The organism is Nonomuraea sp. NPDC049625 (genome assembly GCF_040675285.1).
GTDB lineage: Bacteria > Actinomycetota > Actinomycetes > Streptosporangiales > Streptosporangiaceae > Nonomuraea > Nonomuraea angiospora_A.
Genome location: NZ_JBFAOQ010000006.1, coordinates 628503 through 644801, shown reverse-complemented (window position 1 = coordinate 644801; position 16299 = coordinate 628503). Strand labels below are relative to the sequence as shown.

Annotated in this window: 14 protein-coding genes and 1 pseudogene; 12 read left to right on the top strand and 3 right to left on the bottom strand. The window is 70.6% G+C overall.

All coding sequences use genetic code 11. The annotated features are described in order from the left end of the window. Positions 1–91: 91 nt before the first annotated feature. The 4 genes from uvrC to whiA all read left to right on the top strand — a co-directional run bounded on the left by uvrC (position 92) and on the right by whiA (position 5183). Complete coding sequence (gene uvrC, locus AB0J87_RS28905) at positions 92–1996, top strand: excinuclease ABC subunit UvrC (protein WP_363970136.1); 1905 nt, start codon at positions 92–94, stop codon at positions 1994–1996. 82 nt (positions 1997–2078) lie between these two features. After that, positions 2079–2945, top strand: coding sequence for an RNase adapter RapZ (gene rapZ, locus AB0J87_RS28900; protein WP_355384327.1), 867 nt, complete (start codon positions 2079–2081; stop codon positions 2943–2945). A gap of 218 nt (positions 2946–3163) precedes the next feature. Continuing rightward, a complete protein-coding gene (yvcK, locus tag AB0J87_RS28895) occupies positions 3164–4132 on the top strand; it encodes a uridine diphosphate-N-acetylglucosamine-binding protein YvcK (protein WP_363970134.1) in 969 nt (322 codons plus the stop codon). A 70-nt stretch (positions 4133–4202) separates the two neighbouring features. Then, positions 4203–5183: a DNA-binding protein WhiA gene (gene whiA / locus AB0J87_RS28890; protein WP_350739945.1), complete on the top strand. Its 981-nt coding sequence runs from the start codon at positions 4203–4205 to the stop codon at positions 5181–5183. A 722-nt stretch (positions 5184–5905) separates the two neighbouring features. On the opposite strand, the gene AB0J87_RS28885 is transcribed toward whiA, so the two are convergent. Beyond that, a complete protein-coding gene (locus AB0J87_RS28885; RefSeq protein WP_355200606.1) occupies positions 5906–6460 on the bottom strand; it encodes a hypothetical protein in 555 nt (184 codons plus the stop codon). Positions 6461–6733: 273 nt separating this feature from the next. Between AB0J87_RS28885 and gap the strand changes: the two genes are divergently transcribed. The 5 genes from gap (at position 6734) to AB0J87_RS28860 (ending at position 10707) form a co-directional block, all read left to right on the top strand. Then, positions 6734–7738 carry a type I glyceraldehyde-3-phosphate dehydrogenase gene (gap, locus tag AB0J87_RS28880; protein ID WP_363970068.1) on the top strand — a complete coding sequence of 335 codons (1005 nt, stop codon included), beginning with the start codon at positions 6734–6736 and terminating at the stop codon, positions 7736–7738. Positions 7739–7968: 230 nt separating this feature from the next. Then, complete coding sequence (locus AB0J87_RS28875) at positions 7969–9168, top strand: phosphoglycerate kinase (RefSeq protein WP_363970066.1); 1200 nt, start codon at positions 7969–7971, stop codon at positions 9166–9168. 7 nt (positions 9169–9175) lie between these two features. After that, positions 9176–9958, top strand: coding sequence for a triose-phosphate isomerase (gene tpiA / locus AB0J87_RS28870; protein WP_350739957.1), 783 nt, complete (start codon positions 9176–9178; stop codon positions 9956–9958). 99 nt (positions 9959–10057) lie between these two features. Continuing rightward, positions 10058–10288, top strand: coding sequence for a preprotein translocase subunit SecG (gene secG, locus AB0J87_RS28865; RefSeq protein ID WP_185076999.1), 231 nt, complete (start codon positions 10058–10060; stop codon positions 10286–10288). 74 nt (positions 10289–10362) lie between these two features. Continuing rightward, on the top strand, positions 10363–10707 hold the full coding sequence (locus AB0J87_RS28860; protein WP_350739960.1) for an RNA polymerase-binding protein RbpA: 345 nt from the start codon (positions 10363–10365) through the stop codon (positions 10705–10707). Between the two features lie 61 nt (positions 10708–10768). On the opposite strand, the gene AB0J87_RS28855 is transcribed toward AB0J87_RS28860, so the two are convergent. Next, the gene (locus AB0J87_RS28855; RefSeq protein ID WP_363970063.1) at positions 10769–12373 is read right to left on the bottom strand and encodes an amidohydrolase; all 1605 of its coding nucleotides are present in this window, start codon (positions 12371–12373) and stop codon (positions 10769–10771) included. A 560-nt stretch (positions 12374–12933) separates the two neighbouring features. Between AB0J87_RS28855 and AB0J87_RS28850 the strand changes: the two genes are divergently transcribed. Beyond that, positions 12934–13953, top strand: a complete 1020-nt coding sequence (locus tag AB0J87_RS28850; protein WP_363970061.1) for a GNAT family N-acetyltransferase — start codon at positions 12934–12936, stop codon at positions 13951–13953. Positions 13954–14127: 174 nt separating this feature from the next. Here AB0J87_RS28850 and AB0J87_RS28845 read toward each other — a convergent pair. Beyond that, positions 14128–14544, bottom strand: a pseudogene (locus AB0J87_RS28845) (Clp protease N-terminal domain-containing protein); the annotation flags it as partial. A gap of 72 nt (positions 14545–14616) precedes the next feature. Between AB0J87_RS28845 and AB0J87_RS28840 the strand changes: the two are divergent. Together AB0J87_RS28840 and AB0J87_RS28835 are read left to right on the top strand one after the other, a co-directional pair. Continuing rightward, entirely contained in the window at positions 14617–15363 is a 747-nt protein-coding gene (locus tag AB0J87_RS28840; protein WP_363970059.1) for a hypothetical protein, read from the top strand. 62 nt (positions 15364–15425) lie between these two features. Beyond that, a complete protein-coding gene (locus AB0J87_RS28835; RefSeq protein WP_363970057.1) occupies positions 15426–16295 on the top strand; it encodes an oxidoreductase in 870 nt (289 codons plus the stop codon). Positions 16296–16299 lie beyond the last annotated feature (4 nt).

The window sequence follows — 16299 nt, the reverse complement described above, 5'->3', positions numbered from 1 at the left end:
GGCCCGCCGCGCCTGGTGGGAAGGCGCGGCGGGCAACCTTGTCGGTGGGGGCTACTAGTCTTTGAACGTGGCGAGATCAGCGGGCACCCCCTTGAGTTTCCGGCCCAAGCCGGGTTCGATCCCCGATTCCCCGGGGGTCTACCGGTTCAGGGACGCGCACGGCCGGGTGATCTACGTCGGCAAGGCCAAGAGCCTGCGCCAGCGGCTCAATTCGTACTTCGCCGACTTCTCCGCGCTGCACCCGCGGACCCAGACGATGCTGACCACGGCCGCCGACGTCGACTGGACCGTCGTCGGCACCGAGGTCGAGGCGCTGCAGCTCGAATACTCCTGGATCAAGGAGTTCGACCCGCGCTTCAACGTGAAATACCGCGACGACAAGTCGTACCCCTACCTCGCGGTCACCATGGGCGAGGACTTCCCGCGCGTGCAGGTCATGCGCGGGGCCAAGCGCAAGGGCACGCGCTACTTCGGCCCCTATTCGCACGCATGGGCCATCCGCGAGACCGTCGACCTGCTGCTGCGGGTCTTCCCGGTGCGCACGTGCACCGCGGGGGTGTTCAAGCGGGCCGGCCAGATCGGCCGCCCGTGCCTGCTCGGCTACATCGACAAGTGCTCGGCGCCGTGCGTCGGTCGGGTCACCCCGGAGGAGCACCGCGAGCTGGCCGAGGACTTCTGCGACTTCATGGCGGGCAACACCAGCCGCTTCATCAAGCGTCTCGAGAAGGAGATGCGCGAGGCCGCCGGCGAGCAGGAGTACGAGCGCGCCGCGCGGCTGCGCGACGACATCCAGGCGTTGCAGCGGGCGCTGGAGAAGCAGGCCGTGGTGCTCGGCGAGGGCACCGACGCCGACGTGATCGCGCTGGCCGAGGACCCGCTCGAAGCCGCCGTTCAGGTCTTCTACGTGCGCGGCGGCCGCATCCGCGGCCAGCGCGGCTGGGTGGTCGACAAGGTCGAGGACACCTCCCCCGGCGAGCTGGTCGAGCAGTTCCTGCTCCAGATGTATGCCGAGGCGAGCCCCGACTCGATGCCGCGCGAGGTGCTCGTGCCCGCGCTGCCGCCCGACAACGACGCGGTCGCCGAGCTGCTGACCGAGCAGCGCCGGGCCCGTGTCGAGGTGCGCGTGCCGCAGCGCGGCGACAAGAAGTCGCTGATGGAGACCGTCGAGCGCAACGCCAAGGAGTCGCTGGCGCAGCACAAGATCCGCCGCGCCAGCGATCTGACCACCCGCAGCAAGGCGCTGCAGGAGATCGCCGACGCGCTCGACCTCGACCAGGCGCCGCTGCGCGTCGAGTGCTACGACGTCTCCCACCTGCAGGGCGAGAACGTCGTGGCGTCGATGGTCGTCTTCGAGGACGGGCTGGCGCGCAAGAGCGAATACCGGCGCTTCGCCGTCAAGACGAAGGAGGGCGACGTCGCCTCGATCTACGAGGTGATCATGCGCCGCTTCCGCCGCTACCTGGAGGAACGCTCGGCCACCGGCGAGCTGGTCGCCGACGACGACACCGGCCACGGCCCCATCGACCCTGAGACCGGCAAACCGCGCAAGTTCGCCTATCCGCCCAACCTCGTCGTCGTCGACGGCGCGGGTCCCCAGGCGGCCGCCGCGCAGCGGGCGCTCGACGAGCTCGGCATCGACGACGTGTCCGTGTGCGGGCTGGCCAAGCGGCTGGAGGAGGTGTGGTTGCCCGGCGATGACCAGCCGGTGATCATGCCTCGTTCAAGCGAGGGTCTCTACCTGCTGCAACGCGTGCGGGACGAGGCACACAGGTTCGCCATCACCTACCATCGTTCCAAGAGGTCCAAGACGGTGAAGGAGAGCGCGCTCGACGGCGTGCCCGGCCTCGGGCCGGCGCGCAGGCAGGCGCTGCTCAAACACTTCGGCTCCGTGAAGAAGCTACGCGAGGCCACTGCCGCGGAAATGTGCGAGGTTCCCGGCATCGGCCCGTCCATCGCCGAGGTCATCGTGTCGACACTGAAGGGAGAGTCACCATGATCTCGCCAGGATGCCACGGCGTGTCCGGGTGCCTCCGCCATGGTGGCGCGCCCGGGCAGGGCGTGCGGGACGGAGAGAGGCAATGAGCACCGAGCCGGCGTTCGTCATCGTCACCGGCATGTCCGGGGCGGGACGCAGCACAGCCGCCAAAGCGCTCGAGGACCTGGGCTGGTTCGTCATCGACAACCTGCCGCCCGGGCTGCTGTTCGCGATGGCGGAGGAGGCGGGCAAGGTCAAGCTGGCGGCCGACAAGGTGGCGGCCGTCGTCGACGTGCGCAGCCTGGCCTTCACCACCGACCTCAACGCGGCCATCGAGGAGCTCGAGGGGCGCGGCGTGCGGGTGCGGGTGGTGTTCCTGGAGGCCAGCGACGAGGAGCTGGTGCGCAGGTTCGAGAACGTCCGCAGGCCGCATCCCCTCCAGGGAGAGGGGCGCCTGGTCGACGGGATCACCCGGGAGCGGGGGATCCTGCGGGAGGTCAGGGCCAACGCCGACCTGGTGATCGACACCTCGTCGCACAACGTCCACGACCTGCGCAACAAGATCGTCGCGTACTTCGGCGGTGAGGACCGGCCGGGGCTGCGGCTCAACGTCGTGTCCTTCGGGTTCAAGTACGGGCTGCCGGTGGACGCCGACCTGGTGGTCGACTGCCGGTTCCTGCCCAATCCGCACTGGGTGCCGGACCTGCGGCCGATGAACGGGCTCGACGCGCCCGTGCGCGACTACGTCCTCGGGCAGCCGGGGGCCAAGGAGTTCCTCGACGCGTACGAGGAGGTCCTGCAGGTGGTCGCGGCCGGATACGCGCGCGAGGGCAAGAGTTACGCGACGCTCGCGGTGGGCTGCACGGGCGGCAAGCACCGTAGCGTGGCCATGGCCGAACAGGTCGGCGCCCGCCTGCGCGACCGCGGGATGGAGGTCCAGGTGAGCCATCGGGATGTGGGGCGGGAGTGACCGATGAAGGCTTCGCAGCAGCAGGTTCACCGCGGTCGGCGGACGGTGATCTTCCCGGCGCTGTGACCCGCTCGGACGCGGTGGGTCCAGGCTCCGAAGGGCGTGCTGAGAGTACGGGTTCCGAGGGGGTCGGTGTGGGGCGTGCGGAGAACCCGGACCTGGCCTCGGAGGGTGAGGTGTGCCCGGTGCGGCTCGCGCGGCCGGCCGCGGGCAACCCGGTGCCGGAGCGCGGGACGTACACGCGGACGTTCTCGGGGTTCGGGCCGCACGTCGTGGCTCTGGGCGGCGGGCACGGGCTTTACGCGTCCCTGTCCGCCTTACGGATGGTGACCGACCGGTTGACCGCCGTGGTGACCGTCGCTGACGACGGCGGGTCCAGCGGGCGGCTGAGGCGCGAGCTCGGCGTGCTGCCCCCCGGCGACCTGCGGATGGCGCTGGCCGCGCTGTGCGGCGACGACGAGTGGGGCAGCACCTGGAGCGAGGTGGTGCAGCACCGCTTCCGCAGCGAGGGCGAGCTGCACGGGCACGCTGTCGGCAACCTGCTCATCGTGGCCCTGTGGGAGCTGCTCGGCGACCCCGTGGCCGGGCTCGACTGGGTCGGACGCCTGCTGGGCGCGCACGGCCGGGTGCTGCCGATGGCGTCGGTGCCGCTCGACATCGTGGCCGAGGTGGAGCTCGACGGCGTCAGATCGACCGTGCGCGGGCAGGTGGCGTGCGCGCTGACGCCCGGACGGGTGCAGGCGATCTCGCTCGTGCCCGAGGACCCGCCCGCGCGGCCCGAGGCGGTCGAGGCGGTGCAGGAGGCCGACTGGGTGGTGTTCGGGCCGGGATCGTGGTTCACCAGCGTGCTGCCGCATCTCAAGGTGCCCGAGCTGGCCAGGGCCCTGCACTCGACCAAGGCCAAGCGGCTCGTGACCCTCAACCTGGCGCCCCAGCCGGGTGAGACGGACGATTTCTCCCCCCAGCAACACCTGGAGGTGCTCAGGCAGCACGCTCCCGACCTGTCGATCGACGTCGTGCTCGCCGACACCGGAGTGGTGGACGACCCCGGCGCGCTGGACAAGGCCGCTGCGGCGCTCGGCGCACGCCTCGTGATGGCCGACGTGGCCGCCGCGGACGGCTCGCCGAGGCATGACCCACGACGTCTTGCCTCCGTCCTGGACGAGATTTTCCTCCAGAAGCGTTGATCCTGGTCGGCGTGGCGCGAAGGTGCGAGAGACTGCTGAGAGCCGGTCTGATGGGGGAGAGGACTAACGCATGGCCATGACAGGTGTGGTGAAAGACGAACTGAGCCGCCTGCCGGTGCTGAAGCCGTGCTGCCGCAAGGCGGAGGTTTCCACGCTGCTGCGATTCGCCAGCGGCCTGCACCTGGTGGGCGGACGGATCGTGATCGAGGCCGAGCTCGACACGAACGCCACCGCACGGCGACTGATCAAGGACATCGGCGAGGTGTTCGGGCACAAGGCCGAGGTGCTGGTGCTCGCGCCCGCCGGCCTGCGCAAGGGCTCGCGCTACGTCGTGCGGGTCTACCGCGACGGCGAGGCGCTCGCGCGCCAGACGGGCCTCATCGACAACCACGGCCGCCCGGTGCGCGGCCTGCCCCGCCAGGTGGTGGCGGGGGCCGCCTGCGACGCCGAGGCCGCCTGGCGGGGCGCGTTCCTCGCGCACGGCTCCCTCACCGAGCCGGGGCGTTCGATGTCGCTCGAGGTCACCTGCCCGGGTCCGGAGGCGGCGCTCGCCCTGGTGGGCTCGGCGCGGCGGCTCAAGATCCACGCCAAGGCGCGCGAGGTGCGCGGCGTCGACCGCGTCGTGGTGCGCGACGGCGACGCCATCAGCGCGCTGCTCACCCGCCTGGGGGCGCACGACAGCGTGCTGGCCTGGGAGGAGCGCCGGATGCGCCGCGAGGTCCGGGCCACCGCCAACCGGCTGGCCAACTTCGACGACGCCAACCTGCGGCGGTCGGCGCGGGCGGCGGTGGCGGCGGGGGCGCGGGTGCAGCGCGCTCTGGAGATCCTCGGGGACGAGGCGCCCGATCATCTGGTGGTGGCGGGGCGGCTGCGGGTGGAGCACAAGCAGGCGTCTCTGGAGGAGCTGGGGCAGATCGCCGACCCGCCGCTGACCAAGGACGCCATCGCGGGGCGGATCCGGCGGCTGCTGGCCATGGCCGACAAGCGCGCCTCCGACATGGGCATCCCCAACACCGAGGCCAACCTCACCGTCGACATGCTGGCCCCGTGACTTTCTAGATCTCCAGATGCCGCGGCTGTGCCTGGTGGGGGCCCGGTCACCTGCGGTGTGCGCTTCAAGCTCGTCTCTTACGGCCGCGCACCGGTCCTCAGGCCCATCCTTTACGGCTGCGCACGGTGGGCCGCACGCGCCGACGTGGGTGGCCGTCTGTCATGGCCGGTCGTGAAGGCTCACGGGTTGCTCGCCGTGACGACGCGCATTCTGGGCCGGCTCCGTGGTCGGCTTGGCCGGGGGCCGATGACTGGTGCGTTGCGTGGATGGCTGGGGGCTGGAGTGCCTGGTGGGCGGCCAGTGGCTGCAGCGTTGGTGGTCCGGGTGCCGGTGGCTCGTGAGCCGTGGACTCGCGGTGGCTGTGCGCGGCGCAGGAGGGCCCAGAGGCGACGTGCTGGCTCGTTAGGTGCCGGTGGCCGGGTTGGCGGGTGGTCGGGGTGCGTAGGCCGTCCACCGGCTGGTTGGAGCACTTGGCTGGTTGGCGCCGGGTTGGGCGCTGGCTGGGCACTTGGGTGGGTCGGCGCCTGGTGGGTCGGCGCCCGGTGAGTCGGCGTCCGGTGGGTGGGCCGACGAGCGGTTGGGAGCGTCGGTCGGCGGGGTGCGGAGTGGCTGGGTGTGCCCTGTCGGTGGGCCGGCGGACGGTCGCGGTGGGCCGGCGGACGGTCGCGAGGTGCCTGTCAGTGGGGCGGGGGTGGGGCCCGGGGCTGGTGGGGTGGGGGTGGTCAGTCCTTGGTGGGGTTGCGGGGAGTGAACAGGTCCGTTGTCGGCTTCGGGGTGGGGGCCTGGGCGGGCTCGAACGGGGCGCGGTACTCCGGCTCCGCCGACTCCGACTCCGCCTCGGCCGCCTGGGCCCTCTGGGCGCGGCGGACCCGTACCACGCGCAAGGTCAGCAGGAGCAGCGCGGCGAGGGCGGCCACGGCGATGTAGAGCCAGGCCGCCCACGAGACCGAGAGCGGATCGCGGTAGAGCGCGGGCGCGTAGGGGAGGCCGGCGGAGAAGTTGTCCAGCGTGATGTCGGACAGGTCGGCGGGGCCGCGCTCGGCGGGCGGGGTGTGCAGGGTGGAGCCGATCATGATCGACGAGCCGGCGATCTGACCCGCGGCCATGGCGCCGCCCGCGTACAGCGCGGCCACGGGGATCAGGAGGATGCTGCGGGGCCGTACCGCGCCCATCGCCAGGGCGACGATCAGCGCGACCACGAGAGACGAGGCCAGCGACAGCGGATGGCCGTTGCCGAAGGCGATCACGGCGGCGGGCAGGCGGGTCTGGAACAGCACGGCCGCCCCCAGCACTGCCGCGCTGACCAGCGCAGATAGTACGCCTACAATGAGTCCGGGCAGCAGGCCGGACCGCTTGTGTGACATCTCAGCCCCCAGAGAATGCACGAATTTACATCGATGAGTCGGGCACTTTACTCGAACCTCGCAAAACGTGCCTCCGGAACGCTGATTCACATGCGGGGACCTGCAGTGGTCTAAACCAATTTAGGTCCGATAGGGTTCGTGGTTGAGGTTTCAGCCCGCCACCTGGTTTCGAGGAGATCGGTTCCCGTGAGCATCCGCGTAGGCGTCAACGGCTTCGGCCGCATCGGTCGCAACTTCTGGCGCGCTGTCGCCGCCAGCGGCAAGGACATCGAGATCGTCGCGGTCAACGACCTGACCGACAACGCGACGCTCGCCCACCTGCTGAAGTACGACAGCATCCTGGGCCGCCTGCCTTACGAGGTGAAGGCCACGAGCGACGAGATCGCGGTCGACGGCAAGGCGATCAAGGTCTTCGCCGAGCGCGACCCGGGCAAGCTGCCCTGGGGCGACCTCGGTGTGGACGTGGTCGTGGAGTCGACGGGCCTGTTCACCGACGCCACCAAGGCCAAGGTGCACGCCGAGAACGGCGCGAAGAAGGTCATCATCTCCGCTCCGGCGAAGAACGAGGACGTCACGATCGTGATGGGCGTCAACGAGAAGAGCTACGACCCGTCCAGCCACACGATCATCTCCAACGCCTCCTGCACGACCAACTGCCTGGCGCCGATGGCCAAGGTCCTTCACGACACCTTCACCATCGAGAAGGGTCTGATGACCACCATCCACGCGTACACGCAGGACCAGAACCTCCAGGACGGCCCGCACGGCGACCTGCGCCGCGCCCGCGCCGCCGCGCTCAACGTGGTGCCCACCTCCACCGGCGCCGCCAAGGCCATCGGCCTGGTGCTGCCCGAGCTCAAGGGCAAGCTCGACGGCTTCGCCATGCGCGTGCCGATCCCCACCGGCTCGGCCACCGACCTCACCGTCGACGTCAGCCGCGAGGTCACCGTCGAGGAGGTCAACGCCGCGGTCAAGGCCGCCGCCGAGGGGCCGCTCAAGGGCATCCTCAGCTACACCGAGGACCAGATCGTCTCCTCCGACATCGTCACCGACGCGCACTCCTGCATCTTCGACGCCGGCCTGACCAAGGTCATCGGCAACCAGGTCAAGGTCGTCGGCTGGTACGACAACGAGTGGGGCTACTCCAACCGCCTCGCCGACCTGATCGAGCTGGTCGGCCGCGACCTCTGACCCACCGAGTCCGTGGGGGAACGCCGTTGCCTTGCCCGGTGAGGGAGGGCAACGGCTCAGAGCGAACAAGCCGCCGCCGTGGGGGTGGGGCCCATGTGTTCGCGAGGGAGCGCCGTCGCCTGGACCGAGGAGCGTCGGGAGCGAAGCGACCGGAGCGACGAGGGAAGGCGACGGCTCGAAGCGACCGAGCCCGCCTCCGCGGAGCGGAGGCAATGAACAGGAGCATGAGCATGCGCACGCTCGACGAGCTCGACGTGAAGGGGCGGCGCGTGCTTGTGCGCGTCGACCTCAACGTCCCCCTCGACGGGGAGACGATCACCGACGACGGCCGCATCCGGGCGTCGGTGCCGACGATCAAGGCGCTGGTGGAACGGGGCGCCAAGGTCGTCGTCTGTGCCCATCTGGGCAGGCCCAAGGGCAAGGCCGACCCGAAATACTCGCTCAGGCCGGTGGCCAGGCGGCTGGGCGAGCTGCTGGGCCAGGAGGTGGCGTTCGCGACCGACGTGGTCGGCGACAGCGCCCATGGCACGGTTGAAACGCTCCAGGGCGGCGAGGTCGCGCTGCTGGAGAACCTGCGCTACGAGCCGGGCGAGGAGTCCAAGGACGACGCCGAGCGGGCCGCGTTCGCCGGGAAGCTGGCGGGGCTGGCCGAGCTCTACGTGGGCGACGGGTTCGGCGCGGTGCACCGCAAGCACGCCAGCGTCTACGACGTGCCCAAGCTGCTGCCGCACGCGGCGGGCGGGCTGGTCGTGGCCGAGGTCGAGGTGCTGAAGAAGCTGACCGAGAGCCCCGAGCGGCCCTATGTGGTGGTGCTGGGCGGCGCCAAGGTCTCCGACAAGCTCGGTGTCATCGCCAACCTGCTGACCAAGGTCGACCGGCTGCTGATCGGCGGCGGGATGGCGTACACGTTCCTCAAGGCCCAGGGCTACGAGGTCGGCAAGTCGCTGCTCCAGGAGGACCAGCTCGACCAGGTGCGCGGCTTCCTCAACACGGCCGCCGAGCGCGGCGTCGACCTCGTGCTGCCGGTCGACGTGCTGGCGGCGGTCTCGTTCGGGCCGGACGCCGAGCACGACGTGGTCGCGGCCACCGAGATCCCGGCGGACCGGGAGGGGCTCGACATCGGGCCCAGGACGCGCGAGCTGTTCGCCTCGAAGCTGGCCGACGCCAGGACCGTCTTCTGGAACGGCCCCATGGGCGTGTTCGAGTTCGACGCGTTCTCCGGCGGCACCAGGGCGGTGGCCGAGGCGCTGATCGCCCGTACCAGCGCCGAAGGGGCCTTCACCGTGGTGGGCGGCGGCGACTCGGCGGCGGCCGTGCGGAAGCTGGAGCTCCCCGAGGACGGTTTCTCGCACATCTCCACCGGTGGCGGGGCCAGCCTCGAATACCTTGAGGGCAAGGCCCTCCCCGGACTCGAGGCCCTGGAGGACTGAGCAACCTATGAGCACGCGCAAGCCGCTCATCGCCGGCAACTGGAAGATGAACCTCAACCACCTCGAGGCCATCGCGCTGGTCCAGAAGCTGGCCTTCGCACTCAACGACAAGGACTTCGACAAGGCCGAGGTCGCCGTCCTGCCGCCGTACACCGACCTGCGCAGCGTGCAGACGCTGGTCGACGGCGACAAGCTGAGGATCGTGTACGGCGCCCAGGACCTGTCGCAGCACGAGGGCGGCGCCTACACCGGTGAGATCTCGGGCGCCATGCTGGCCAAGCTCGGCTGCACCTACGTGGTGATCGGCCACTCGGAGCGGAGGCAGTACCACCACGAGGACGACGACCTGGTCAACGCCAAGGTGCAGGCCGCCTACCGGCACTCGCTCACCCCGATCCTGTGCGTCGGGGAGGGGCTGTCCGTGCGTCAAGAGGGCGGCCACATCGCGCACAGTCTTGGACAACTCGACGGCGCGCTGCGCAAAATCAGCGCCGAGCAGGCAAAATCGATAGTGGTGGCCTACGAACCGGTGTGGGCGATCGGCACCGGTGAGGTGGCCACCCCGGAGGACGCCCAGGAGGTTTGTGGCGCGCTGCGAGTCAGACTCGCGGAGCTCTACGACTCCGAAGTGGCCGCCGGGATCCGTATCCTTTACGGAGGCTCGGTCAAGTCGGGCAATATCGCGGGGATCATGGCTCAACCCGATGTCGATGGCGCGCTCGTGGGCGGTGCCAGCATCGACGCCGGGGAGTTCGCGAAGATCTGCCGTTTCTCCGATATGCCAGGCTAACTGAGTCGTTCTGGGGGTGCGACTTGACAACAGGCCGTACCCTCAGAAGGCAAGTCTGAATCGTCACGCGTAACAAAGCATTGAAGGAACAGGCATACCGTGGAAATCGGAATCTCCATCGCCCTCATCCTGGCGAGCGGTCTCATGATCCTGCTCGTGCTGCTCCACAAGGGCAAGGGTGGCGGCTTGTCTGACATGTTCGGCGGCGGTTTCTCGTCGAACTTCGGTGGTTCCTCGGTGGTGGAGCGCAACCTCGACCGGCTGACGATCATCACCGGCACGATCTGGTTCGTCTGCATCATCGCTCTCGGCCTTCTCATGAAGCCCTGAGCAAACAAGTTAACGCGTGACAGTGATTCTCCCCCCGTGCCTGCGCGCGGGGCGATCGAGCGAGGAGTTCATCCGTGGGTAGTGGCAACGCGATCCGTGGCAGCCGAGTCGGCGCCGGCCCTATGGGGGAGGCCGAGCGCGGCGAGGCAGCTCCGAGAGTGCGGGTCTCGTTCTGGTGCGCCAACATGCACGAGACGCGCCCCAGTTTCGCCAGCGACGCGGCGGTTCCCGAGCATTGGGACTGCCCACGTTGCGGCCTCCCTGCCGGACAGGACGAGTCGGCCCCGCCTGCCCCACCGAAGAACGAGCCGTACAAGACGCATCTTGCCTATGTGAAGGAGCGCAGGAGCGACAAGGACGGCAAGGCGATCCTCGAGGAGGCACTGGAGCGCCTGAGGAACAACAAGTCCCCCTGGTAGTGGCTGGGTTCGGCGAAAGGGTCTCGGTTCTCCGAGGCCCTTTCGCCGTTTACATGGCCGCTCAGCGTTCGTGGACGGGGTCGCCGTCCACGAACGTCAGGCGCGCCCGCGCCGTCCAGATCTCGCCCGGCGCGAGCTCGAACGGGTCGCGGTCCAGGACCACCAGGTCGGCCGGGCGGCCCGGCTCGACGGCGCCGGCCGGGGAGCGGTTGATCCAGGCCGAGCCCGCCGTGTACGCGGTCATGGCGGCGGCCAGATCGATGCGCTGGCCGGGCAGGAACGGGGTCTGCGCGGTCGGGTAGTCCGCGTGCACCGAGCCGCCGGGCTCCGTGCGGTTGACCGCGACGTGCATGCCCTGCAGCGGGTCGGCGTTGGAGACCGGCCAGTCGCTGCCCGCGCAGAAGCGGGTGCCGTGCGCCAGCAGGTCCGCGAACGGGTACTGCCACGACGAGCGCGGCTCCCCGAGGTACGGCAGGGTCAGCTCGTCCATCTGGGCGTGGTGAGTGGCCCACAGCGGCTGCAGGTTGGCCGTGACGCCCAGGGCGGCGAAGCGCGGCACGTCCGACGGCTCGATGATCTGCAGGTGGGCGATGTGGTGGCGGTTGCCGGGGTCGGTGCCCTCGAAGCTGTCCAGGGCCTCGCGCACGGCCCGCTCGCCGATGGCGTGGAAGTGCACCTGGAAGCCGAGCCGGTCCAGCTCGGCGACATACTCCTTGAGCTTGTACGGGTCCACGTACGACAGGCCCGTGCCGCCGCAGAGGCAGTACGGCTCCAGGGTGGCCGCCGTGAAATTCTCCGTGATGCCGTCCTGCATGATCTTGACCGAGGTGGCCCTGAACCGGTCGAGGCCCTCGGCGGCGGCACGGCGTTCGACCAGCTCCTCGATCTGGTCCAGGCCGCGCGTCCTGTCCCACCACAGCGCGCCCACCACACGCGCCCTGAGCCTGCCTGAGCGGGCCGCGGACAGGTAGGTGGGCAGTTGGTCCTGGGAGCCCGCGTAGGAGCCCACGATGGCGTCCTGCCAGCCGGTGATGCCCAGCGAGAACAGGTGCCGCTGCGCGTCCTCCAGCGCGTCGTCCAGGTCCTGGGCGGTCGGGCGCGGGGTGAGCAGGCCGACGAGGTCCATCGCGCCCTCGTGCAGCACGCCGGTGGGCTCGCCCGCGGCGTCGCGCTCTATGCGGCCGTCGGCGGGGTCCGGCGTGTCCTTGGTGATGCCGGCCAGCTGGAGGGCCCGGGTGTTGACCCAGGCGGCGTGGTGGTCGCGCTGGATGAGGTACGCGGGACGGTCGAGGAAGTCGAGCTGGTCGCGGTGGGGGAGGCCGCCCGGGAACGCCGACATGTCCCAGCCGCCGCCATCGATCCACTCTTTAGCCGGATTTTTCGCGGCATAGTCGGCTATCACGGCTATGTAGGCGTCAAGGCCGAAATCTTCTGACAAGTCGCACTTTGCCCGCTCGAGGCCCGCCTGGACCGGGTGCATGTGCGCATCCGTGAAGCCGGGCACCAGCAGGCCACCCTCCAGATCCACCGTCTCGTGGGACGGCGCCTGGCGGGCCAGCTCGCCCTCCGGCCCCACCGCGGCGATCACGCCGTCGCTCACCAGCACGGCCTCGTCCCGCACGCCGCCCGGCGTGAAGACGCGGCCCCCTCGGAAGAGGATGTTCATGGGGTTCCTTTCTGTGGTGGATCCGGCTCGCGCGCTCCGAGCCCGCCGTACATCTTCCCGCCCGGCCCGGTGACCTGCGACAAGCGGGGCGGCTCCCGGACTGCTGACGGGCCCAGGACGGCGTCCTCGCCGCGCTCGGGGAGCGGCCGGGTCTCACCGCTCGAACGGGGCGCCCTTCGCGATCGGCGCCCTCACCGTGCGGGACGGCCGGATCTTCGGCCGGTCGACGGCTACGAGCGCGATGGAGCGGTCGGCGTCGGGCCGTGCGGTGGTGCGACCTCCGCCCCCTGACGAGGCCCGGTCCGGGGGCCGCCCAGGTGGCCATGGCGCGTCGTCGCATCGCGGCCGGCGCGCGGAGGCGGGCGCGCGGAGGCCGAGGGTGCGGAGGCCGAGGGTGCGGAGGGGGTGCGGAGGCCGAGGGTGCGGAGGGGGTGCGGAGGTGGGGGTGCGGAGGGGGCGATGGAGGGAAATATGGGGATAAATCGCATCATCTCGCGACGAAATACGCGATGAAACACATCGTTAGCGGTCGTGTAACAGCTGCCAGGCATGCTCAAGCCATGGGATTCTTGCGCATCCGCACCACGGTGGACGAGCGACCCGGCCGGCTGGCCTCACTCGCCGCGGCCCTGGCGGCCAGGGGCGGCAACATCCTCGGCCTGAGCGTGCAGTCCGACGCGGACGGCACCGTCGACGAGTTCGTCGCCGACATCCCCGCCAACCCCGAGACGGTGCGCGAGGCGCTGGAGGCGGCCGGCGGCCGCCGTGTCCAGGTGGTCCCCGCCACCGCCCACGAGCTGACCGACGAGCCCACCAGGGCGCTGCTGCTGGCCTCCAGGCTGCGTTCCATGCCGTGGCGGCTGCCCGAGCTCCTGGCCGAGCTGCTGCGCGCGGACGACGCCAGGTGGATCTATGGTGAAGCGGTGAGTGATCTTCCCGACCCGACCCAGCTCGTCGTCCCCGTGGCCCCCAGGCGGGCGGTCCGGCTGCGCCGCGCGGAGCTGCCGTTCACGCTGACCGAGGCGGCCAGGGCGGCCTCCTTCGCCAGGCTCGCCCAGCCCGCGGAGACGAGCGCCGCCGAGCGCGCGATCAAGCTCTCCGACGGCGTCGAGATCACGGTCCGGCCGCTCACCTCGATCTACCGCGAGGCCGTGCGCGACCTGCACGACAGGTGCTCGCCCGAGTCGCGCCGGTTCCGCTACTTCACCTCGATGCCCGCGCTGCCGGCGCGCACGTTCGACCGGCTGTGCGACAGGAGCAGGGGATTCTCGCTGGTCGCCGGGCACGACGGGCAGGTCGTGGCGATGGCCAACCTCATGTTCACCCCCGACCCGGGCATCGCGGAGATGGCCTTCCTGGTCGAGGACCGCTGGCAGGGGCGCGGCCTGGGCACGGCGATGGCCAGGATGCTCGTGCGGAGCGCCCGCGACCTGGGGTACGCCGAGGTCAAGGCCACCATGCTGTCCGACAACGCCAGGATGCGCAGGCTGCTGATCTCCTTGGGCGCCACGCTCGGCTACACCGAGGACCCCGGGGTGATGGAGGGCAGGCTGCCGGTCGGCACGATGGTCTCAGCCTAGACCCTCTTCGCGCGGCGGCTCTTCCGGCCGCTTGTCGGCCTGCGGCCGGATGCCCAGGTGGCGTTCGATGCGCTCCAGGCTCTCCTCGATGCGGGTGAGCCGCTCGCCCAGCACGGAGCCGCCGGCGAAGAACATCTCGGTGGGTCGCTCCTTGGAGCCGCGGCCCACGCGGTCGAGCAGGCGCTGCCGTACGTCCGCCAGGTCCGCGCCCGCGTCCACCAGCGCCTGGGCCGCCAGCCCCTCTCCCTCCCTGATCAGCCCGAGCAGGATGTGCTCGGTGCCGATGTAGTTGTGGCGCAGCTGCAGGGCCTCGCGCAGTGACAGTTCGAGGACCTTCTTGGCGCGCGGCGTGAAGGGGATGTGCCCGCTGGGCGACTTGGCGCCGTGGCCCACCTCGCGTTCGACGAAGGCGCGTACGTGGTCGAGCTCCACGCCACAGCCGTCGAGCACCAGCGAGGCCAGCCCCTCGCCCTCGTGGATCAGGCCGAGCAGGATGTGCTCCGTGCCGATGTAGTTGTGGCTCATCATCCGCGCCTCCTCCTGGGCGAGGACGACGACCCGTCGCGCACGGTCGGTGAAGCGTTCGAACACGGGGGCCTCCGTTCGACTGCCACTGCCTCCACTATGCGCTACAAACCAGCGGATGTGGGGTATTTGACCTGTGTGGATCTTGACGAGGTGGCCGGCCGGCTCTACGCGCTGCCGCCGTCCGAGTTCACCGCCGCGCGCGAGGCCGAGGCCCGCGCGGCCAAGGACGCGGGTGAGGCGGGGCTCGCCCGCGAGATAGCGAAGCTCCGCAAGCCCACGGTGTCCGCCTGGGCCGTGAACCGGGTCGTCCGCGAGCGCCCCGACGAGCTCGCCGAGCTGCTCGATGTGGGGGAGCGGCTGCGCGCGGCCTGGCAGGAGCAGGACGCCGACGCGCTGGCCGAGCTGACCCGGCGCCGCGCCGGCGTCATGGGCAAGGTGGGCAGGCTCGTCAGACAGGCGGGCGGCCTGTCGCCCGCGGCGGCCGCCGAGGTGGACCAGACGCTGGAGTCCGCCATCGTGGACGCCGACGCGGCCGCGCAGGTGCGCCGGGGCTGCCTGGTCAAGCCGCTCAGCTACAGCGGCTTCGCCCCCGCCCCCGTCCCGCGCGAGCGGCCCGCCAGGCGGCCGTCCCCCGAGGACGAGGCGAAGAAACGCGAGGAGGCCGAGGCCAGGAGGGCCAGGGAACGCGAGGAGGCCGAGGCCGCGCACCGGGAGTGGCAGGCGGCGCTGGAGTCCGCCGTGCGGGAGCACGACGAGCGCGCCGAGCGGGTGGCGCTGCTGGAGCGGAAGCTGGCCAAGGCCCGCAAGAGGCTCACCGAGAGCGAGCAGCGGCTGGAAGTCGCCCGGCGCGAGGAGCGGCACGCGCGGCAGAGATTGGGCTAGGGTGAGGGTGTACGAAACGGTTTCGTACACCAATGAGCCAACGCCCAGACCGAGGAGTGGCGATGACTGGCTGGACCCCCGACTCCATCCCCGACCTGACCGGCAAGACCGCCATCGTGACCGGCGCCAACAGCGGCATCGGCCGCCCCACCGCGCTGGAGCTGGCCAGGCACGGCGCCCGCGTCATCGTCGCCGCGCGCTCGCCCGAGAAGGGCGAGGCGACCGTGGAGGACATCCTGCGGGCGGTTCCCGGCGGCGAGGTCGAGTACGGCCGGCTCGACCTCGCGGACCTGGCCTCGGTCAGGCGGTTCGCCGAGGGCGTCGACCGGCTCGACCTGCTGGTCAACAACGCGGGCATCGGCATGATCGCGCGGCAGGAGACCAAGGACGGCTTCGAGATGCAGTTCGGCACCAACCACCTGGGCCACTTCGCGCTCACGGGCCTGCTGCTGCCGCTCCTGCTGGCCGCTCCCGCCGCCCGCGTGGTGAACGTCTCCAGCGACGCCCACGCCATGGGCAGGATCGACTTCGACAACCTCGGCCTGGAGCGCGGATACAGCCGCTTCGGCGCGTACGGACGCTCCAAGCTCGCCAACCTGCTCTTCACCCTGGAGCTCCAACGGCGCGCTGAGAGGGCCGGCACGGGCCTCATCAGCGTCGCCACCCACCCGGGCACCACCGCCACGAACATCGTCAAGCTCGGGCTGCTACAGCCCCTCATGGGCGTGTTCTTCAAGTCGGCGGCGGCCGGGGCGGTGCCCTCGCTCTACGCCGCGACCTCGCCCGACGTCCGCGGCGGCGAGTTCATCGGCCCCAAGCTCAAGCGCCTCACGCCGTCGGACAGGGCGCGCTCGGAAGCGGACGCCAGGCGGCTCTGGGACGTGTCGACGGAACTGACGGGCGTACGATTCGATGAAATCGCCTACAGCTGAAGGA

Bases quoted from the DNA above. Each gene is read 5' to 3' on its own strand.
- rapZ (WP_355384327.1), top strand. From the start codon at position 2,079: ATGAGCACCGAGCCGGCGTTCGTCATCGTCACCGGCATGTCCGGGGCG.
- AB0J87_RS28875 (WP_363970066.1), top strand. From the start codon at position 7,969: ATGCGCACGCTCGACGAGCTCGACGTGAAGGGGCGGCGCGTGCTTGTG.
- tpiA (WP_350739957.1), top strand. From the start codon at position 9,176: ATGAGCACGCGCAAGCCGCTCATCGCCGGCAACTGGAAGATGAACCTC.
- AB0J87_RS28850 (WP_363970061.1), top strand. From the start codon at position 12,934: ATGGGATTCTTGCGCATCCGCACCACGGTGGACGAGCGACCCGGCCGG.
- whiA (WP_350739945.1), top strand. From the start codon at position 4,203: ATGGCCATGACAGGTGTGGTGAAAGACGAACTGAGCCGCCTGCCGGTG.
- AB0J87_RS28855 (WP_363970063.1), bottom strand. From the start codon at position 12,373: ATGAACATCCTCTTCCGAGGGGGCCGCGTCTTCACGCCGGGCGGCGTG.
- AB0J87_RS28835 (WP_363970057.1), top strand. From the start codon at position 15,426: ATGACTGGCTGGACCCCCGACTCCATCCCCGACCTGACCGGCAAGACC.